Origin of the sequence: Pyruvatibacter sp. HU-CL02332 (genome assembly GCF_040362765.1) — a bacterium.
In the GTDB taxonomy this organism is placed as follows: domain Bacteria; phylum Pseudomonadota; class Alphaproteobacteria; order CGMCC-115125; family CGMCC-115125; genus Pyruvatibacter.
Genome location: NZ_BAABWK010000002.1, coordinates 582,602 through 602,499 on the forward strand (window position 1 = coordinate 582,602; position 19,898 = coordinate 602,499).

Genomic DNA, 19,898 nt, shown 5'->3' on the forward strand with positions numbered 1-19,898 from the left:
TGTTCGGGTTGGTGAAAGCTATTTTTCCTCCGAATTCTGCGGGAAAATTTCGTATGGCCAGGGCTGACCGCAGTTACCTGTCCGCTTTTGAAACGCTTCTGGGTTGATTTCGATTAACCAGGTTAGGGAATCTTAACCTCAACCGGTTGAAATCGCTCAAGCAATACGGTTCTATGCCTCTTCTTGGGGGCTCAGACGCTTAGAGGGGTAGAGTGTCAAATAACTCCGATTTTTCGGGTTCGGTGGTACGGGGGTTCCGCCGGATATTCACCGAACGCCAGTTCTATCTGCGCAGCCATGGACAGGTCCAGTTCATGGCCCTTTCCGCATGGACACAGGCCGTATTGGCGCTGGGCGCCGTCTTTTTCCTAGGTTGGGTCGGCTTCACATCGGTGAACGTGGTTTTCCAAGACCAGATCATCGCAGCCAAAGACCGCAAGTTCATTCGGATGCAGTCTGCCTATGAGCAGCGCATTGCAGAGATGCAGTCTTCATATGACGAAGTGTCCACTGAAATGGTTCTGGCCCAGTCGCGCTTCCTGTCGCAGACGAGCGATCTGGAAGCGAAGCATGGTCTTCTGGCGGACCTTTTGAACCATAGTCGTGAAGTGCGCAGTCAGCTTGATGACATGCGCAAGAAAGTTGCCGGCCTGCCTGGTACAAACAGGCGCAAGGCTGACGGTGAAACCCGCATCATGCTGCGTCCTGCACCCGTCGAAGGTGCGTTTCGCGAGAGCCGGGTTCAGGTTTCGCCACCACATCTCAACATGAACAGTGCCAGCGGCCAGGGTGGTGCATACACCGATCTTGCTCAGGCTGCCGACGGCCTTCGCCATGAAGAAAAAGTGGCGTTCATGGATCACCGTCTCGAAAATCTGGACCTTGTGCAGCAGCATCTGGTCAACCGGATCGAAGAAGAGACTGATCTTGAGATCAAAGAGATTGAATCGATCATCCGCATGACCGGTTTTGACCCGGATGCGATGGCCGAAGACATGACTCTTGAGGCCGTGGCTGAAGGCGGTCCGTTCATCAACTTCGCGGACACTGTCCTGCCAGATGGCGAGACCAGCGAAGGCTTTGATCGACAGATTTTCCGGGTTGCTACCAATCTGGACCGAATTTCCGTTCTCAATCAGGCACTTCGGCAGCTGCCGCTTGCAAAGCCTATTTATGGCATTGAGACGACAAGTAACTTCGGCGCGCGCGTTGACCCCTTCAACCGCAAGCTTGCTTTCCACTCCGGCATTGATTTTGCCGGACCCTATGGCACCAAAGTGCACGCTCCCATGGCCGGTAAGGTCGTATATGCGGGGTGGCGTGGGGCCTATGGGCGGTTCGTCGAAGTTGACCATGGAAATGGCATAAAGACGCGCTACGCTCACCTAGCCAGCATTAAAGTCAAAGTTGGCGACGTTGTTGAGTTTCGCGAAACTCTTGGCAAGGTAGGATCATCCGGTCGCTCCACAGGCCCGCACCTCCACTATGAGGTCTGGGTTGATGGAAAAGTCCAGAATCCAGCCAAATTTTTGAAGGCAGGTCAGTATGTTCTCGAAGAAGGATAGCGGTAGCGTGGCAAAAGCCGCCCCCGCACCCGCACCACGTCGCGGACGTTCCGCACCGTCGATTATCTCAGACGACCTTGTCGTCCACGGCAACCTCATTGCAACCGGTGACATTCAGATTGATGGCACGGTGGAAGGTGATGTCCGCAGCCAGTCATTGACTGTCGGCGAACACGCAACCATTACCGGCGCCGTGATGGCTGACGACATTGTTGTTCGTGGCCGTATTGTTGGCTCCATTCGCGCTCGCCGTGTACAGCTCGCAACCACTTGCCACGTTGAGGGCGACATCCTCCACGAAGCTCTGGCTGTTGAAACAGGCGCCTTCTTTGAAGGCAATTGCCGACATTCAGATGACCCCCTGGGTGATGAAATGCCATCATCAGCCCCGAACACTGAGGCACCTGCGTCTCTCAAGATTGCAGATGCACAACGCCCGACGTCTGAAAAACAGGCTCCGTCGGCGCCCGCTGCCAAGTCTGGCAACACAGCTTCTGGTTCAAAGTCAGATGACGGTAAGGGTGGCGTGGTCGTAAAGGACGGCGCGGTTGTGGTTCGCCGCCCAGCTGCCCAGTAGGCAATCCAGGTATTAGACGAAAAGGCCCGCGGAATGCTCCGCGGGCCTTTTTGTTTTCAGCATTCAGTGACAGGACTTCGACGTCAGCTATTCCGCGACCTCGGCTGTAGCCTGTTCTTTGTCTTCTACCTTGTTAGCGAGCGCTGCCGCCAGGAACGGGTCAATTCCACCATCAAGCACGGCGGAGGGATTACCGATCTCCACGCCAGTACGCAGATCCTTCACCAACTGATATGGCTGCAATACATAAGACCGGATCTGGTGCCCCCAACCGATGTCGGTTTTGCTGGCTGCCTGCTCCTGGGCCTCTTCTTCACGCCGCTGTAGCTCAGCTTCATAAATGCGCGCCCTTAGCATCGTCCAGGCTGTTGCCTTGTTCTTGTGTTGCGAGCGCTCATTTTGGCACTGAACCACAATTCCCGTCGGATTATGAGTGATGCGAACCGCACTGTCCGTCGTGTTGACATGCTGCCCACCGGCGCCAGATGCGCGGTAGGTATCGATACGAACGTCGGACTCAGGGATATCGATCTCAATCGAGTCATCGACAATGGGATAGACCCAAACGCTGGCAAAACTTGTATGACGGCGCGCCTGACTGTCGTAAGGCGAAATGCGTACCAGACGATGGACACCGGATTCCGTCCGCAGCCAACCATAGGCGTTATGGCCTTTTATCTGCAGCGTTGCGGATTTGATGCCGGCTTCTTCACCCTGGGTTTCTGCAACAAGATCTACCTTGTAGCCCTTGGCTTCGCCCCAGCGCATGTACATGCGCAGCAACATCTGAGCCCAATCATTGGACTCGGTGCCACCAGCACCGGCGTGGACTTCCAAGTAGGTATCATTGGAGTCTGCTTCTCCAGACAGCAATGTCTCAAGCTCACGTTCCGCAGCGAGGTCACGCGCAGCCCTCAAGCTGGCCTCTGCTTCAGCGACCACTTCTTCGTCGCCCTCTGCTTCGCCCATCTCAATGAGCTCCACGTTGTCAGACAGTGCGCTTTCAAGGTCGCGGTAGTTTTTCAGTGCGGTTTCGAGCCGAGTGCGATCACGCATTACAGCTTGTGCCTTTTCGGGATCGTCCCAGAGGCTTGAATCTTCTGCCCGCTCGTTGAGCTTCTCTAGTTCCCGTTCCGTCTCGACCGGGTCAAAGATGCCTCCTCAGCAGCGCAAGCGACTGCTGGAGTTCGTCAACGAGATCACGGATCTCGGCACGCATGGATACTCTCCTGAAATCCGTCTTCCGGCGGCGGCTTTCCCCGTTCTGCCTACACAGTGAGTAGGAAGATGCCGCCTGCTGGTCAGACGTAAATGTGAAGCGCGGAACCTAGGCCCGGAAGGCCGGTCAGTAAAGCCCGCCAGTGCCTGTTCCCAATGTAGGGACAGGTGGAGGTGGTGTGCTGTCGCCTGACACATATGTGTCCGTTGTAGTGCCCCGCAAAACTTGCGACGGCGCGCGAGGTTCTGTTCCAGCCTTGAAGGCTTCCAGAATGGCTCCATCACTACCGGGTCGCGCGATCAGGCCAGATTTCCCATTGACGCGCACAAGCGTGACGCCCGGTGGAATACGGAATGGAAGTGCCGGCTTGTCGGCAAGAGCTTCGCGCATCACATCGCGGAACACAGGTGCCGCAAGACCACCGCCCGTTTCGCCGCGCCCCATTGGTTTGGGCTCATCAAAACCAACGAATACACCAAGTGCCAGGTCTGGCGAGAACCCGACAAACCAAGCATCCTGCTCACGGTTTGTGGTTCCCGTCTTGCCTGCCAGGGGTTTGCCAATGGAGGCAATAGTACGCCCGGTGCCGCGTTGCACGACGCCGCGAAGCATCGACACGACCTGGTAGGCTGTACGCGGATCAATAACCCGTTCTCGTGTGTCCGAGATGTTAGGCGATGCCTGACCTGCCCATTCGTTGGCAGCACAGCCAAGACACTCACGGACATCGTGGCGATAAATGGTGCGACCGTAACGGTCCTGAATTCGGTCAATCAGAACGGGCTCGATTTTCTTACCGCCATTCACCAACATCCCGTAGGCGTTTGTCAGCTTGAGCAAAGTCGTTTCACCGGCGCCCAATGACATGGACAGGACGGGCATCATGTCATCCATGATGCCAAAGCGACGCGCGTACTCGCTGACCTTTTCCATGCCGACAGCCTGCGCCAGCCGCACCGTCATTACGTTGCGTGATTTTTCCAGTCCGAGGCGAAGTGTCGATGGTCCGTAGAATGTACGTGAGTAGTTTTCCGGTTTCCAAAGCGCAAGGCCTGGTCCCTGCTCGATAACGAAGGGCGCATCCAGAACAAGACTGGATGGCGTGTAGCCATTATCGAGGGCAGCTGCATACACAAATGGCTTGAACGATGACCCGGGCTGACGAATGGCCTGTGTCGCGCGATTGAATTCAGAAAGCTGGTAGCTGAAGCCACCGACCAGAGCGAGGACGCGACCAGTGTGCGGATCAATTGCGACGACTGCCCCGTTTACTTCTGGAATCTGTCGCAGCGCATAACGTGCCTGGCCAGAGGACCCATCTTCGGCAACGGCGGGAGCGACCCAAATGACGTCACCGCCACTAAGTACCTGTGTCGCGTCAGTGATCTCAGGTCCCGTTTTCCTGTTGTTGGTGGACGCCCGCGCCCATGTGACTTCAGATAGCGGGATGAACCCCGTCTCACCTGGATCAACCATACGGCCGGCTTCGTCTACGTCGGGGCGCAGACCAATCTCAGCGCCTTCCGCAGTGACGTCCAGGACAACGGCCAGACGCCATGGTGCAAGATCGCGCGCTGTGTCCATGCCGACAAGTGCTTTTGGCCAATCCGCAGTCCAGTCGGTCGCCTGATCCATGCTGGCAAATGCACCGCGCCACCCATGGCGCTGATCATAGGCCACCAGCGTTTCGCGAAGGGCTGATCGAATGATGGCCTGAAGGTTTGTGTCCAGGGTCGTGCGGACCGAAAGACCACCATCGTAGATCTTCTCCTCGTCATACATGCTGATGGCACGACGACGCACTTCCTCGACAAAGAACTGAGTTTCAACGATCTGTGCGCCTGATGGACGAGGTGTGATGTTGAATGGTTCAGCGCGGGCAACAGACGCCTCAAATGGGGTGATCCACTCATTCTCCGTCATCCGGGAAAGCACCCAGTTGCGCCGGGCAACAGCCCGCTCGCGCTGACGGAATGGATGATAGTTGTTAGGTGCCTTAGGCAAGGCTGCGAGATAAGCCATCTCGCCAAGGGTCAATTCATCAAGCGACTTTCCGAAGTAGTTGAGTGCTGCGGCAGCGACACCATAGGAGCCCAGACCGAGATAAATTTCATTGAGATAGAGCTCAAGGATACGCTCCTTGGAGTACGCAGTCTCAATCCGGCGGGCCAGAAGAGCTTCTTTGATTTTACGCTCGAACGACACTTCGTTGGTCAGAAGAAAATTCTTGGCGACCTGTTGAGTGATCGTGGAAGCACCTTCCAAACGGCGGTTGTTCACATAGTTGGCAACATTGGAGACAGTTGCACGCAGAACACCGAAAATGTCGACGCCCTCGTGGTCAAAGAAGTTTTTGTCTTCCGCGGACAGGAAGGCGTTGATCAGGTCTTTGGGAATGGCTGTGATCGGAACATACAAACGCCGCTCACGCGCAAATTCAGCAATCAGGGAGCCATCGCCTGCATGGGCACGCGTCATTACCGGCGGCTCATAGTGGGCCAGTTGGTCATGAGGAGGCAGATCCTGCGAGAAACTCCACAGCAAGAAAGCCACGCCCAATGCCACGCCCGCTACGAGCACAACACCTGCAACCCCGAGGTAAGCAAGAATTCTCATCATCTGGTCAGATACGTCCCCGGTCGTATGAAGTCGCTCGAAGCCTTAAGGCCCGCGCGCGCAAATGTGCTCTTGAAGCTGAACAAATGTGGAGCCTGCACATGTCTATCGCCGAGCGAGCGTGCATCTTCAAGAGTAATCCCATGTAGTGGTGAATTATGGCACGCCCGTGGCCTGCTTTTCCAATCACGACAGGCATTTAGCGGCAGGGTTGAACCACATATTTTTCGCAAATCGGCTATTGGCTGGCCTCCGCCAATCGCTCGGCAAAGTAGGCGTCAACGCCGCGTGCGATTGCCTGCGAGGTCTTCTTTCGCCAGCTTGAAGACGTGAGGCTTAGCTCGTCATCTGAATTGGTTAAGAAGCCCAGTTCGATCAGGACAGACGGAACATCCGGCGCCTTCAACACTCTGAAACCGGCAAACCGGTGCGTGTTGCGCAGGATTTTGGTGACTTCAGACATTTTGGGGATCACGGTCTGCGCAAAGCGGACCGACAGGTTCTTCGTTTCGCGCTGCGCGAGGTCAATGAGGATATCACGCACCTCGTCGCTATCCCCGCCAAGATTCACACCTGCAATAACGTCAGCGTCGTTTTCCTTGCGAGCCAGGCGCGCTGCTTCAGCATCAGACGCTTTTTCCGACAAGGTGTAGACTGAGGCGCCGCGGACATCCCGCCGTTCAATCGAGTCCGCATGAACGGAGATGAAGAGGTCGGCATTGTGGCGGCGAGCGATCGCTACCCGCTCTCTGAGCTCAATGAAGATATCGGTGTCGCGCGTCAGGTGGACCTCGTACCTGCCAGTAGACTTCAGGGCTTCGCCCAGGGACTTGGCAAACGCCAGTGTCACGTTTTTCTCGCGCGTTCCGCGGCCGCCCAGTGCGCCGGGGTCGACGCCCCCATGGCCGGCATCAATGACAACAATCTTTCGAGCATTGGTGACGGGTTTGGCACTTGGCACGTCTGGCGTGGGTTTGGTGGCCACAGGTGTTGCGGGCGCTGCATCCGGCCAGCCGGCAGCTGCTCTGAATGAGGCATCTGGTGTGCTGACAAGATCGAACACAATGCGCCAGTTCTTATTGTTGGTCGGATCTGGCGGCAGCACGAAAGAACGCGAGATTTTTGCTGGCCCGGAGAGATCAATCACGACACGAGCGTTGCCGGGACGGAAGAGACCGTAACGGAATGAGCTAACCAGTCCGCGGCCGGCAGGGACGAAGTCCGAGGCCAGTTCCCAATCGAGTGCCGGAAGGTCAATAATAAGGCGGTGAGGGTCGGCCAAAGTAAAAGCCTTGGCTTCCACTTTTCCGCTCAACTCCAGCACAAAACGGGTCGTCTCACCGCTCTTACCTAGTCGCACATCAATTACAGACGGAGCGACATCCTGCGCATATGCAGGGACCACCAGATTCGCACCGAGTGCGCCGCAAATGATTGCGGCGGCACCCAGCAAGCGCTTCAACACTTGAACAGGTTTCCTGGAAAAGAGATGTGAGATCGGCATTACGGCAGATTTCCGGGCATTTGAAACCGGTGCTGGACAATCCACCAACAACGGGAGCGAGTACTAAACGGCTAGAATCCGCCAAAATCAGGGCTCAGCCGCACATTGACCACGAATAATAAGTGGCAAAGGATTAACCGCTCATAAACCATCTCGCCCGCAGGCTCACTCTCGAGCCGTTTTTCGGCAGGATTGGCACATGTGTATCGTGCCGCTTGCATGTCACGGGACGGCCCGGCTACAACTTAAGCCGTGCAAATGACGGACACGCGCGCAATCAGGGGCAAGAAATCCCTGAAATCCGCGAAATCTCTCATAAAAGCACGTCTTTTTCAGGTGACTCGTTGGGGACCGGCTCGTTGGCCGGATAGACGATCATCAGAACGTATGAATTTTGACCGTATCAGGCACGCCACCCTCAAATCGTTGGCGACGTCTGAGATCGAGACAACCGCTTGGGCCCAATCGGCAAGACTGCCGGTCTACGCCCACCTTGAAAACTGAACCAATGACCGTTTCTCGACCCAGCACAGCACGCAAATTCGCCTTCAGGCGAACCGCGGCTTTGCGGGCGCTATTCGGACATGCGCCATCGAGCGCGTGGACGCGAAACGGCATTCCCTTATCCCTTATTGCGCGCCGCGCGGCAGAGATGCCCGCCCGGACACCTCACCGCTTGTTTGCAGGTGAAGTAAGCCCGGCCAGCGCCGGCGCGCCTGGAGAACATGCCCATGGGCAAGAAAATGCTGATAGACGCGGCCCACCGGGAAGAAACCCGCGTGGCCATCGTCTCGGGAAATCGTGTCGAGAACTTCGACTTTGAATCCGAGGCCAAACGTCCCTTAAGGGGCAATATCTATCTCGCGAAAGTCACACGCGTTGAACCGTCACTTCAGGCTGCCTTCATTGAGTATGGCGGCAACAGGCACGGCTTTCTTGCGTTCAGCGAAATTCATCCTGACTACTATCAAATTCCTGTCGCGGACCGCGAAAAGTTGTTGGCTGAAGAAGCCGCAGAGGAATTCGATGAGGATGACGACAATTACGATGAAGATGACGATGGCGACACAGACGCTGCCTCAGACGAGAGCGATGATGCCTATGACATAGGCGCTCATGCTTTTGAAGCAGACGATGAGAGCGAAAACGGTGAAGGCGAAACCTCCGTCGATGAGGCAGATGCACCTGCGATAGCAGCTGAGGCTGCGTCGACAGAGACCGTCAGCGAAGATGTCTCCGACGATGAAGATGCTGTCGACGATGATGGCGATCTGCCAGAGACCAACATCGAAGAGATCAACGACGAAGACAGTGCCGAAGAAGTTACATCCTCAGACGAGGATGACGACATCGACACAAGCGAGGATGATGACGAAAGCGACGACCAGAGTGACGAAAACTCTGAGGCGTCCAGCGATGAAGATGAGACAGTCGCAGCCACCGACGGTGAAGACGAAAAGAAGTCTGACAATCGCGGTCGTGGACGCGGGCGCGGCCGCAACGGAAACCGGAATGGTGGACGTGGTTCCTCGCGCGGTCGCAATGGCCGAAGCGGCGATCGTCGCCCGAGCCGCCGCAGCCGCTCGCGTCACTACAAGATTCAGGAAGTCATAAAGCGCCGCCAGATCATGCTGGTACAGGTCGTAAAAGAAGAGCGCGGCAACAAGGGCGCAGCACTCACGACCTATCTGTCACTTGCTGGCCGCTATTGCGTCCTGATGCCCAACACCGCACGCGGTGGCGGCATCTCACGGAAAATTACCAACACGTCTGACCGTCGCCGCCTCAAAGAAGCGATGAATGAGATGGACGTGGCAACCGGCATGGGCCTTATCGTCCGCACCGCCGGCGCAAATCGCACGAAGGTCGAAATCAAGCGTGATTTCGATTACCTGCTGCGACTTTGGGAGAACATTCGCGACCTGACGCTCAAGTCTTCTGCTCCGTGCCTGATTTACGAAGAAGGCGATCTGATCAAGCGGTCCATCCGTGACCAGTATTCCAAGGACATCGACGAGATCATTGTTGATGGTGACAAGGCGTACAAGGAAGCCAAGGACTTCATGCGCATGCTCATGCCGAGCCATGCGAAAAACGTGAAACGCTACAAGGATCGCGAGCCGCTGTTGCAGCGCCATGGTGTGCAAAGCGAGCTTGATGCTCTGCTTGAGCCAACTGTTACGCTTAAGTCAGGCGGTTACATCGTCATCAATCCGACGGAAGCGCTTGTTTCCATTGACGTTAACTCCGGCAAATCCACCAAAGAACACAATATCGAGGCGACTGCCGTTTCCACGAACCTGGAAGCTGCCGAAGAGATCGCGCGCCAGCTACGGCTTCGCGACATGGCCGGTCTTGTCGTCATCGACTTCATCGATATGGATGAGCCGCGCAACAATCGCGCCGTTGAACGCAAACTCAAAGATAGCCTGAAGCAGGATCGAGCCCGCATCCAGGTTGGGCGAATTTCTTCATTCGGCCTTCTTGAAATGTCACGTCAGCGCATGCGCTCCGGCGTACTGGAGGGGTCAACTGACACCTGCCCACACTGTCAGGGAACAGGCATGATCCGGTCGACGGAATCTGCTGCACTTCAGGTGTTGCGTGCCGTTGAGGCTGAAGCCCTCAAGGGTCGGGCAAAGGCGTTGGATGTTAACGTCCCAATGGACATTGCGGTGTTTATTCTCAATCAGAAACGCACCACTCTGCTGGATATAGAACGTCGTGGTCGTGTCTCGATCTACATGGTTGCTGATGCTTCACTGATCTCTCCTGACTATTCCATCAAGCGCACGGATGAACGCACACCAGATGTGTCTGTTGATACGGACGCGTTGAGCATGGAAAGCGCATTCGACGAAGAAGAAGATGCAGCACTCGACGCGCAGGCTGAAGCTGCGGCGCGTAGCGAAGAAGAAGCAGACGCGTCAGCTAATGCCGGAAGCAATGACGGTGTTGAGGCCGATGGTGACGCAGAGGACAAGCCCAAGCGTCGGCGTCGTAGGCGTCGCGGTCGCAAGTCAGACTCTGATTCTGCGGAAAATGGTGCAGCCGAGGATGGCGACGCCTCTGAGGCCTCAGCAACCGATGCATCTACCTCTGAAGATGGTGACGACGAGACGCCGGAGCTTGATGAAGATGGCAAGCCGCGCAAGCGCCGCCGCCGTGGCCGCCGAGGTGGCAGGCGTCATCGTAGGACGGCTGATGCGGATGATAACGGTACTTCAACAGACACAAATGGTGAGGTCGAAACGACAGCTGACGCATCTGGTCCCGGCGTAGAGATCGATCCATCCACGTCCCATGAGGAGGAAGAAGCGCCGGTATTGGTAGCCTATTCTTCAGGTGCATCAGAGCCGATGGTCGTGGACCAATCGCAGACACCCGCTGAGTCCACCACCATTACTCCTACCAGCGAAACTGAGGACGAAGCAGAGAATGCTGTGGCGGATACAGCGCCAGCATATGTTGCTCAGACTGAAGCTCCGGTGGAAGTGGAAAAGGCAGAAAAACCTGCTGAACCAACCAAGCGCGGATGGTGGCAGCGTCGACTGTCCAGCTAGTGCAAAGTTGCCAAGCGTTTAGTCTACTTGGCTCAGTTTCATGGCTTTCAGACGCTTTACAGCTTCAACCATATGGCTTGTCGGCCCTGCGAATGAAAAACGCAGGGTCGTCTTGCCGGCTTCTGGATCAAAGTCTGTACCCGGGGTGACGGCAATGTTCGCCTCCTCAAGAATGAGGCGACACAGTGCTTCGCTATCCCGTGTCAGATCACTCACATCAGCATAGATGTAAAATGCACCATCTGATGGCGCGAGTTTTGTAAATCCTACACTGGGCAAGCCATCCATTAGGACGTCCCGGTTGGCACGGTAGACGGCAAAATTGGATTCCAATTCAGGTGTTGCGTCAAACGCCTCGACAGCCGCGATCTGGCTAAGAGTTGGCACTGAAATGAAAAGGTTTTGAGCCAGTCTCTCTATTGGTCGCACCATCTCGTACGGCGCGATCATCCAGCCGATGCGCCACCCGGTCATGGAATAGTATTTTGAGAAACTGTTGATGACGATGGCATCAGGGTTGGACGCAAGTGCCGTTGCTTCAGGCACGGTCCCGTAGGTCAGCCGATGATAGATTTCATCACTGATAAGCGCGAGGCCATGCTGTTGCGCCACTTTTCCTATGTCTGCAAGTTCGCCTGGCTCGATCATCGCTCCCGTTGGGTTGGCGGGGCTCGCTATCAAGACACCGTCTAGCTTTGTTCTACGTGCAGCCTCATCGAGGGCCTCGGCTGTCATCTGGTAGCCAGAACTTGCGCCCGTTCGGACCGGAACCATTTCCAAATCCAGAGCCTTGATGATGTTGCGATAGGCAGGATAGGCAGGCATTGCCAGAGCAATTCTGGCACCGGCATCAAAGGCTGCGAGAAATGCCAGCTGGAACCCGCCAGAACTTCCAGAGGTAACGATCACCTGATCAGCAGAAACGGCTGTGCCGTAAGCTTCGTCATAGTGACGCGCAATGCGTGCGCGCAACTCCGGCAGGCCCAGCGCTTCTGCATAGCCCAACCTGTCAGCCTGCAGTGCCTGAGATGCAGCGCTCAACGCCAGCTGTGGCGCAGGCGTGCCGGGCTGCCCCACTTCCATATGGATCACATCATGGCCGTCGGCCTCACGCTGATTTGCAGCACGCATGACGTCCATCACAATGAACGGGTCGACCTGACCGCGATTGGAAAGCGTCATGTGATGCGACTAAAGCGGTGGGAAGCCAAGAACACCAAGGCCTGCACCCTTTGGGTCTGCGCCAAACACGCAACTTGCGCCTTCTCGGGGCGCGCCACCGGGACACGCAACCACGTTCAGCAGACTTTGCGCGTTGCTCACTGATGAGCGGTGCACAGCTTCCAATGTAGTCGACGTGCCGACCAGAGCATTTGCCGCCTCTAGAACAGATGCAGACGCCTGTGGACCCCCAGCTGCTGCGCCAGCAAAGAAGAAGGTGCCATTGAAGTCATTGGCAACAATTGCCGGTGCCAGAAAGGCTCCAGCAAGACCGAAGCCAGGGGCATCAGGCGCACGTGCCGGAACAATCCCCGTGCCGGGTACCATGCGTCCTGTTCCAAATGGTCCATTCATCGTCACGGCACATGCAGCTGCATCGCCACCAGCTGTCGCAACAACGAAACCGGTCGATCCAAATGAACCAGGCAGGTTGGTCTCAGCCCCTGCCCGCGCCAACTCAGCTTGAGCGGCACGCATCAGTTCGCCGCCATTCAAGCTCTGCGCGGCGGGCCAGATTGATGCCATGTAGGCGCCTGCGCCTGTGTCTGCAGGCGGAACGGAAAGGGTTTGGTCTCCGATTTTGAAGGTCTGCGCGGGCTGTGTTGATGGACGGTAGGCGCGCAATTCATCAAGCGTAATGGCACTGCCAAGGCGTGCTGCTTCCTGCGCAAAGGCCGTCGCAATTTCACCGCTGTAGATGCCGCTTGGGCCACCAGCGCGTGCGCGCCCCAGTGCTGCGGCAAGACCTTTTTGCACCAGCAAGTCGCCTTGCTGAAGTCCACGTCCATTAGGACCCAGATACACTTCGGCCAGTTGTGGAAGCGAACGAATGGCGGGTGCGAGCGGACCAATCTCACTGGCGAGCGCACGGGAGACTTCATGTCCTTTGGCTGCCAATACCTCTGCTGGGGCCACAAGACTGGACCAGGGTGATGTCCCATGAACAGCATGCATCAAGGCAAAGCCGCGGACATTGCCTGGAACCGCTACCGGACCGCCCGCGCGAGAGCGACGTGCGAGGAAATTGTAACTGGTGACTTCGCGCGCTTCAGGGTCATGAACAAGACAGATCCCACCGCCGCCAAGCCCTGCTTCATGAGGCATCGTAACTGCGAGATTGAAATAGAGCGCTGTAATGGCATCAACTGCTGTGCCGCCGTTTTCAAGCACGGTGCGGGCCGCAAGCGACGCGCGGGGCTCGTCGGAGGCAATTGCGCCGACAAAAACGGAGTTGTCGGGGCCATCAATGAGCTGCAATCCGGTGTTGTTCTGGGCACTCCCCTTGAACTCAGCCGTTGCCAGGCCGCCTTCTTCACCACTAGATGAACAGGCTGCCAGAATCCCACCAGCCATGATGACTTTGGTCAGAATGACTGCTGAACGCCTGAATTGGGCACCGACTGCCTTTTTACGGCCATGCCAACGGATTATTTCTGGAATCACGTTCAACTCCACGCGAGGTTCGCTTTCGTTAGATTGACGGGCAATTTCGCCCTGCCTACCGTGAGATGCAAGCAGGCAACCGGCCCTGCCGCGACTTAACCAAGGGCGAGTTTAAGCTTTGCTCTTGTTCACAGTGGTGTTCTCAACTGCGAATAAGAGCTTTGTAGCGGATTTGTTCACGCTGAACAGAGGGGCCAAGCGGAAATATATGTCAACAGCAACACGCTCACAGAACCTGACACCCAAGCGCGCACTGACAGGAAAGCTCTTCCTTCAGTCAATTTGCGTGATGTTGGCTCTTATCCTGCCGACTCAACAGGCATTTGCGATATCTCTGATTCGCGATGCTGAGACGGAGCGGTTCATCCGAGTCATTTCAGAACCCATTTTCATTTCAGCGGGCCTCAACCCGCGAGCCGTGAACACCTATCTGATCAACGCTTCATCGATCAACGCGTTTGTGACAGGCGGTCAAAACGTCTTCATGCACACAGGTACGCTTCAGCAGGCAGAAACGCCGAACGAAGTGCTGGGCGTTATGGCCCATGAAACGGGTCACATAACCGGCGGGCATCTCAGTGGTCGGCGCGAAGCTTTCGAGAATGCTGCGGCGCCGGCGATCGTCGGATATCTACTCGGCATCGGCGCAATTGTTGCCGGTGCCGGCGATGTAGGACTTGCGCTTATCACAGGTGGCCAGACTGTGGCCCAGCGTGGCCTTCTTGCCTACACACGAACTCAGGAGGCTTCTGCTGACCAGGCTGCCCTCGATTTTCTGGAACGGACCGGTCAAAGCGGCGAAGGGCTCGTGAGCTTCTTCGACAAGCTTGCAGATCAAGAAGCGCTTTCCGAGCGGTCGCAGGACCCCTATGTCCGCACACACCCCCTGTCGCGCGAACGTATTGCAGCGCTGCAAAACCGTGTCGACAAATCTCCATTCCGGGATGTCAAAGACCCCGAAGAATGGCAACGCATGCTGGATATGGTGAAGGCCAAACTGCACGGCTTCATTGACCGTCCACAGGTCACATTCCGTCGCTATCCTGAAAGTGACCAAAGTGCGCCCGCACGGTACGCCCGCGCCATTGCTCTTTACAAAATACCGAACACTGATCGCGCAATTGCCGAGATAGATGCGCTGATTGCCGACTATCCAGAGAACGCCTACTTCCAGGAGTTCAAAGGCCAGGCTCTTTTTGAGTCCGGGCGCTCGGCGGAAGCTGCCGAAGCATATGCGGCTGCAGATCGCCTGCTCCCCAATCAACCTCTCTTGATGGTTGGGCTGGGTCAGTCACTGGTGGGAACCGGAGACAAGGCAAACATCACGAAGGCGCGTGAAATACTCGAACGGGCTACGCAGATAGAACGGGACTACCCCACCGCTTTTCGCATTCTTGCTCAGGCATATGCTGATGAAGGTAATCAGCCGATGGCAGCTCTTGCCACAGCTGAGCAAAATGTAGCCTCGGGTAGACTGCCTGATGCAAAGCAATGGGCCTCGCGTGCAAAGCGGGGACTGCCTGTGGGAAGTCCCGCTTGGCAGCGAGCCGATGACATTTCCCGGATCGAAAACCCCGATATCTAGCAAGCTGCTCCAACCCAAAATTTTCCCGTTTCAGGAACTTTAGATGACCACGACATGGATGAAGACCTCTGGGCAACGCCTGCGCAAATTGTGTGCTGCCTTTGTGATGGTGTTTGCAGTGGGGACAACTTCAACATCTGCGCAAGAGGCTGCAAAAGACATCTTTAGTGATGTCCAGAAAGAAGCAATTGGCGAGGTCATTCGTGATTACCTGATTGCCAATCCGCAGTTGATGCTGGAGGTCATGGAAGCGCTTGATGCGTATGAGAGCCAAGCTGAAGCTGTTCAACAACGCGTTGCCATAGAAACCAATCGGGAAGCACTTGAGCGTGATGGTTATTCATTTGTCGCGGGCAATCCAGACGGCGCCATAACCGTCGTGGAGTTTTTCGACTACCGGTGCCCCTATTGCAAACAGACCGGCGACGACATGGCTGAACTTGTCAAACGCAATGATGATGTGCGCTTGGTTCTGAAAGAGTTTCCGATCCTGGGACCTAACTCCACGATTGCGTCTCGTGCAGCCATTGCTGCCATTCCACAAGGCAACTATCTCGACTTTCATTTTGCGCTTCTTGGGGTCGAAGGCACCCTTGACCGTGACAAGGTAATGGAAGTTGCAGAGGCTCAGGGGCTTGATGTGGACAAGCTCTCAAGTGCCATGGAGAGCGAACGGGTCGATACGATCATTGATGACAATCGGGCACTTGCGCGCGAGATCGGCGTTCGGGGTACACCCGCCATCGTCATCGGCGACGAATTGGTGCCGGGTGCTGCTCCACTCGATGTGATTGAGGCCCGCATACAGGCCATTCGTGATGCGGCGGCTGAAGCAGGCTAGATCAAACCCGCAAGCGGCGAGCTTGGATCTGCATACCGCTTTTTCGGCATTCTGCCAGCTAGGTATGCGTCGCGGCCTGCCTCGACGGCATGCTTCATCGCCCGGGCCATCCGGATGGGATCGCGCGCTTCGGCAATGGCGGTATTCATCAGCACCCCATCGCATCCCAATTCCATTGCAACTGCAGCATCCGATGCAGTTCCAACACCCGCATCAACAAGCACCGGCACGTTTGCCTGCTCCTTGATCAAGCGGATGTTAACCGGGTTTTGAATGCCAAGCCCCGACCCAATAGGTGCGCCCAAAGGCATGATGGCGCAGCACCCCATCTGTTCGAGCTCGCGAGCCATAATCGGGTCATCACTGCAATAGACCATCACATCAAAGCCCTCGGAAATCAGTAGCTCTGCTGACCGCAAGGTTTCGCGCATGTCCGGATAAAGCGTTTTCTGGTCGCCGAGCACTTCCAGCTTCACCAGTTTCCAGCCGCCTGCCTCACGTGCCAGACGCAATGTGCGCACTGCATCTTCGCCGGTAAAGCACCCGGCCGTATTGGGGAGATATGTGTAACGCGCTGGATCAACAAAATCCGCAAGCCGGGGCTGCGTGGGATCTGTCAGGTTCACGCGCCGAATAGCGACGGTGACAATTTCGGCACCCGAAGCTTCTGCTGCATCGGCATTTTGCTGATACGACGCGTACTTGCCCGTCCCGATAATCAGGCGCGACGAATATTCCTTGCCCGCGATCACCAGCGGGGTGTCCTGAACGGATGGCGTTTCTGTTTCCGCAGATTCTGGCGATGCCGTAGCGTTGGACATAATCGGCTGGGTCTCTCAGTTGACGTTGGTATCTGACAAAGGCTTAGCCGCCACCGACGAACTGCACAATCTCAATACGATCGCCGTCGGACAAAATAGTGACCTCGTATTGCGACTTCGGCACAATCTCGAGGTTTCTTTCCACCGCGATTTTTGTTGGTTCAAGACCAAGCAGCACCAGCAATCCCTGAACGTTTGTGCCTGGCGCAACATCCCGCACTTCTCCGTTCACGGTCACACTTTCGGTGTCCATTTTTCTGGAGACGGTATTGGCTGCTATGGACTGTGTAGAATCTGACGTCATGGCCGGATAATGGTGCGCGCACGGCTGCTTTTCAACGGCTTCGCAAGCTCTTGCAGACAAGATAGAGCCCCAATTCGATGCAATTGACTGCTTCAAAGGCAGAGCTTTGCGGTGGGCCGCCTCTCAAGTATAAGAAGTAACGTTCTAACTGCCTGAAATTGCCCGCATTTCGTAGGTTTTCTGGCCCACCAGTCGCTCACCCGCCCCTGCGGTCTGCTGCGATCCAACAAGTAAAGAGGTTGCCTGAGCGATGACGGCGACGATTTTTGTCCTCAATGGCCCCAATCTCAACATGTTGGGGCAGCGTGAGCCTGAGATTTACGGCGCTGACACGCTGGCGGACGTCAAAAAACGCTGCGTGACAAAGGCCGCTGCTCTTGGGCTTGAGATAGATTTTCGCCAGTCCAACCATGAGGGCGAACTTGTGAGCTGGCTGCAAGAGGCACGTGACGCTGCGTCAGGCATTGTTCTCAATGCTGCCGGGTATACCCATACCTCGGTTGCCATAAGAGACGCCGTGCTTGCGTGCGAAAAACCTGTTATCGAAGTCCATCTTTCGAATCCCTATTCCCGCGAAGAGTTCCGCCAGCATTCCTTTATCTCAGACGTCGCTGCAGGCGTAATCTGTGGCCTTGCTGGCAAAGGATATGAATTGGCACTCGACGCACTTGCCGACATCTGCGGCGTGTCCGACAACTAGGACACCTGCACCACACTTTTCAAAGCTGCGTGGCAACACGCACCTCGCCGATACGGAGATCTTGATGAGCGATTCAAATTCGGGCAGCGGCCCGGTCAACAAAGAAATGATCCGTGAACTCGCGGACCTTCTCAAAGAGACCGAGCTGAACGAAATCGAAGTTGAAACCGAAGAGTTCAAGATCCGAGTGGCCCGTGGTGCCGGAGGTGGGACGGTCTCTTATGCCCCTCCACCTGTTGCTGCAGCGCCGGCTCCAGCGCCCAGCGCGGCCGCGGCAGAAGCTGCTCCTGCTGCAGCTGACCTTTCCAATCATCCAGGTGCCGTTGCGTCCCCGATGGTAGGTACGGTGTACGTATCCCCGGAACCAGGTGCTGCTGCATTCGTCAAGGAAGGCGCAACGGTTTCGCAGGGCGACACGCTTCTTATTGTTGAAGCTATGAAGACCATGAACCCGATACCCGCCCCCAAGAGCGGCACGGTGAAACAGATTCTCGTTCAGGATGCCCAGCCGGTTGAATTCGGTGAAGTTCTGATTGTTATCGAATAAGAAGCCTGCAAAGGCACAGGCGGGAACGGGAACGCTGACATGTTTAAGAAAGTTCTGATTGCCAATCGCGGTGAGATTGCCCTGCGCATTCAACGCGCGTGCACCGAGTTGGGCATTGCAACAGTTGCGGTACATTCCACCGCTGACGCTGATGCCATGCATGTGCGCCTGGCAGACGAGAGTGTGTGCATTGGCCCAGCGCCCGCGTCGGAAAGCTATTTGAACATTCCAGCGATCATCTCAGCCGCTGAGATTACCGGCGCTGATGCAATCCATCCCGGCTATGGCTTTTTGTCTGAGAACGCCAACTTCGTATCGATCGTCGAAGAGCATGGCATCACCTTCATTGGACCGACGGCGGAGCACATCCGAGTGATGGGCGACAAGATTGCCGCCAAACAGACAGTGAAGAAGCTCGGCATTCCCGTTGTGCCTGGATCAGACGGTGCCCTTACAGATGCTGCGGCGGCAGCAAAAGTTGCTGAGGACATCGGCTACCCCGTCCTCATCAAGGCGGCAGCGGGTGGTGGCGGGCGCGGCATGAAGGTCGCCCTCAATCGCGGCGAGCTTGATAACGCTGTTTCCACAGCCAGAGCGGAATCCAAAGCAGCCTTTGGTGATGATGCGCTCTACATGGAGCGTTATCTGGGCAAACCGCGCCACATCGAAATTCAGGTCTTTGGCGACAAGCACGGAAATGCGGTTCACCTAGGTGAGCGCGACTGCTCATTGCAGCGCCGTCACCAAAAAGTACTTGAGGAGTCTCCTTCTCCAGCCATCACGCAGGAAGAGCGAGACAAGATCGGCAAAGTCGTTGCCGATGCAGTTCGCGGATTGGGATATATCGGTGCGGGAACTATTGAGTTCCTCTACGAGAATGGCGAGTTCTTTTTCATCGAAATGAACACGCGTCTTCAGGTCGAACATCCGGTTACTGAAATGGTCACAGGCTTTGACCTGCTGCGTGAACAAATTCGTGTTGCTGCCGGCATGCCGCTCAGCTTTACGCAGGAAGACGTGGTCATGAAAGGCCACGCCATAGAATGCCGTATCAATGCGGAGCATCCTGAAACCTTCACGCCATCGCCAGGCACCATTACGGATTTTCATCCGCCTGGAGGGCTCGGGGTACGCATCGATTCTGCGGTTTACTCTGGCTACAAAATTCCGCCGTACTACGACAGCATGATTGGTAAGCTGATTGTGTATGGATCTGATCGCGAGGAATGTCTGGCGCGCTTGCGGCGCTCCCTGCGTGAATTCGTGGTCGGTGGAGTCAACACCACCATTCCGCTTTTCGGTCGTCTTCTCGAAGAAGAAGACATCCAGACCGGCAATTATGACATCCATTGGCTGGAACGGTTCCTGGGCCTGAAATAGCGCTCTGAACAC

The 19,898-nt window shown here is 56.1% G+C and carries 15 protein-coding genes; 8 read left to right on the top strand and 7 right to left on the bottom strand.

From position 1 onward, the window contains the following. Positions 1–212 precede the first annotated feature (212 nt). Together ABXH05_RS13490 and ABXH05_RS13495 are read left to right on the top strand one after the other, a co-directional pair. The gene (locus tag ABXH05_RS13490) at positions 213–1,565 is read left to right on the top strand and encodes a peptidoglycan DD-metalloendopeptidase family protein (RefSeq protein ID WP_348139948.1); all 1,353 of its coding nucleotides are present in this window, start codon (positions 213–215) and stop codon (positions 1,563–1,565) included. Further along, the gene (locus tag ABXH05_RS13495) at positions 1,546–2,142 is read left to right on the top strand and encodes a bactofilin family protein (protein ID WP_353561446.1); all 597 of its coding nucleotides are present in this window, start codon (positions 1,546–1,548) and stop codon (positions 2,140–2,142) included. Before ABXH05_RS13490 ends, ABXH05_RS13495 begins: the two co-directional genes overlap by 20 nt. Before the next feature lie 87 nt (positions 2,143–2,229). Here ABXH05_RS13495 and prfB read toward each other — a convergent pair. The 3 genes from prfB to ABXH05_RS13510 all read right to left on the bottom strand — a co-directional run bounded on the left by prfB (position 2,230) and on the right by ABXH05_RS13510 (position 7,442). Then, positions 2,230–3,361, bottom strand: a protein-coding gene (gene prfB / locus ABXH05_RS13500; protein WP_353561447.1) for a peptide chain release factor 2 whose coding sequence is annotated in 2 segments (ribosomal slippage) — positions 2,230–3,294 and positions 3,296–3,361 — 1,131 coding nt in all. Because the reading frame shifts where the segments join, the coding sequence is not laid out codon by codon here. A gap of 126 nt (positions 3,362–3,487) precedes the next feature. Then, positions 3,488–5,980: a penicillin-binding protein 1A gene (locus ABXH05_RS13505; protein ID WP_353561448.1), complete on the bottom strand. Its 2,493-nt coding sequence runs from the start codon at positions 5,978–5,980 to the stop codon at positions 3,488–3,490. Between the two features lie 235 nt (positions 5,981–6,215). Then, positions 6,216–7,442 (bottom strand): N-acetylmuramoyl-L-alanine amidase, encoded by a 1,227-nt coding sequence (locus ABXH05_RS13510; protein WP_353561449.1) that lies wholly within the window; start codon positions 7,440–7,442, stop codon positions 6,216–6,218. Between the two features lie 770 nt (positions 7,443–8,212). On the opposite strand from ABXH05_RS13510, the gene ABXH05_RS13515 reads away from it, so the two are divergent. Next, positions 8,213–11,044 carry an Rne/Rng family ribonuclease gene (locus tag ABXH05_RS13515; RefSeq protein ID WP_353561450.1) on the top strand — a complete coding sequence of 944 codons (2,832 nt, stop codon included), beginning with the start codon at positions 8,213–8,215 and terminating at the stop codon, positions 11,042–11,044. A gap of 18 nt (positions 11,045–11,062) precedes the next feature. On the opposite strand, the gene ABXH05_RS13520 is transcribed toward ABXH05_RS13515, so the two are convergent. Both ABXH05_RS13520 and ABXH05_RS13525 read right to left on the bottom strand, forming a co-directional pair. Next, positions 11,063–12,226: a pyridoxal phosphate-dependent aminotransferase gene (locus tag ABXH05_RS13520; RefSeq protein WP_353561451.1), complete on the bottom strand. Its 1,164-nt coding sequence runs from the start codon at positions 12,224–12,226 to the stop codon at positions 11,063–11,065. Between the two features lie 9 nt (positions 12,227–12,235). Further along, positions 12,236–13,618: a gamma-glutamyltransferase gene (locus tag ABXH05_RS13525; RefSeq protein ID WP_353561452.1), complete on the bottom strand. Its 1,383-nt coding sequence runs from the start codon at positions 13,616–13,618 to the stop codon at positions 12,236–12,238. A gap of 298 nt (positions 13,619–13,916) precedes the next feature. Here ABXH05_RS13525 and ABXH05_RS13530 point away from each other — a divergent pair, with 298 nt between their 5' ends. After that, positions 13,917–15,293, top strand: a complete 1,377-nt coding sequence (locus tag ABXH05_RS13530) for a M48 family metalloprotease (RefSeq protein ID WP_348139932.1) — start codon at positions 13,917–13,919, stop codon at positions 15,291–15,293. A gap of 43 nt (positions 15,294–15,336) precedes the next feature. Beyond that, entirely contained in the window at positions 15,337–16,134 is a 798-nt protein-coding gene (locus ABXH05_RS13535; protein WP_353561453.1) for a DsbA family protein, read from the top strand. On the opposite strand, the gene ABXH05_RS13540 is transcribed toward ABXH05_RS13535, so the two are convergent. Both ABXH05_RS13540 and thiS read right to left on the bottom strand, forming a co-directional pair. Next, a complete protein-coding gene (locus tag ABXH05_RS13540; protein WP_353561454.1) occupies positions 16,131–16,955 on the bottom strand; it encodes a thiazole synthase in 825 nt (274 codons plus the stop codon). The genes ABXH05_RS13535 and ABXH05_RS13540 overlap by 4 nt on opposite strands. Before the next feature lie 43 nt (positions 16,956–16,998). Beyond that, the gene (gene thiS / locus ABXH05_RS13545) at positions 16,999–17,193 is read right to left on the bottom strand and encodes a sulfur carrier protein ThiS (RefSeq protein ID WP_353561455.1); all 195 of its coding nucleotides are present in this window, start codon (positions 17,191–17,193) and stop codon (positions 16,999–17,001) included. A 316-nt stretch (positions 17,194–17,509) separates the two neighbouring features. Here thiS and aroQ point away from each other — a divergent pair, with 316 nt between their 5' ends. The 3 genes from aroQ to accC all read left to right on the top strand — a co-directional run bounded on the left by aroQ (position 17,510) and on the right by accC (position 19,886). Then, positions 17,510–17,959, top strand: a complete 450-nt coding sequence (gene aroQ, locus ABXH05_RS13550; protein WP_353561456.1) for a type II 3-dehydroquinate dehydratase — start codon at positions 17,510–17,512, stop codon at positions 17,957–17,959. 64 nt (positions 17,960–18,023) lie between these two features. After that, positions 18,024–18,506 carry an acetyl-CoA carboxylase biotin carboxyl carrier protein gene (gene accB, locus ABXH05_RS13555; RefSeq protein WP_353561457.1) on the top strand — a complete coding sequence of 161 codons (483 nt, stop codon included), beginning with the start codon at positions 18,024–18,026 and terminating at the stop codon, positions 18,504–18,506. A 39-nt stretch (positions 18,507–18,545) separates the two neighbouring features. Next, positions 18,546–19,886: an acetyl-CoA carboxylase biotin carboxylase subunit gene (accC, locus tag ABXH05_RS13560; RefSeq protein ID WP_353561458.1), complete on the top strand. Its 1,341-nt coding sequence runs from the start codon at positions 18,546–18,548 to the stop codon at positions 19,884–19,886. Positions 19,887–19,898 lie beyond the last annotated feature (12 nt).

Bases quoted from the DNA above. Each gene is read 5' to 3' on its own strand.
- ABXH05_RS13525 (WP_353561452.1), bottom strand. From the start codon at position 13,618: ATGGCTGGTGGGATTCTGGCAGCCTGTTCATCTAGTGGTGAAGAAGGC.
- accB (WP_353561457.1), top strand. From the start codon at position 18,024: ATGAGCGATTCAAATTCGGGCAGCGGCCCGGTCAACAAAGAAATGATC.
- accC (WP_353561458.1), top strand. From the start codon at position 18,546: ATGTTTAAGAAAGTTCTGATTGCCAATCGCGGTGAGATTGCCCTGCGC.
- ABXH05_RS13515 (WP_353561450.1), top strand. From the start codon at position 8,213: ATGGGCAAGAAAATGCTGATAGACGCGGCCCACCGGGAAGAAACCCGC.
- ABXH05_RS13535 (WP_353561453.1), top strand. From the start codon at position 15,337: ATGACCACGACATGGATGAAGACCTCTGGGCAACGCCTGCGCAAATTG.
- ABXH05_RS13505 (WP_353561448.1), bottom strand. From the start codon at position 5,980: ATGATGAGAATTCTTGCTTACCTCGGGGTTGCAGGTGTTGTGCTCGTA.
- ABXH05_RS13495 (WP_353561446.1), top strand. From the start codon at position 1,546: ATGTTCTCGAAGAAGGATAGCGGTAGCGTGGCAAAAGCCGCCCCCGCA.
- aroQ (WP_353561456.1), top strand. From the start codon at position 17,510: ATGACGGCGACGATTTTTGTCCTCAATGGCCCCAATCTCAACATGTTG.
- ABXH05_RS13540 (WP_353561454.1), bottom strand. From the start codon at position 16,955: ATGTCCAACGCTACGGCATCGCCAGAATCTGCGGAAACAGAAACGCCA.
- ABXH05_RS13530 (WP_348139932.1), top strand. From the start codon at position 13,917: ATGTCAACAGCAACACGCTCACAGAACCTGACACCCAAGCGCGCACTG.
- ABXH05_RS13520 (WP_353561451.1), bottom strand. From the start codon at position 12,226: ATGACGCTTTCCAATCGCGGTCAGGTCGACCCGTTCATTGTGATGGAC.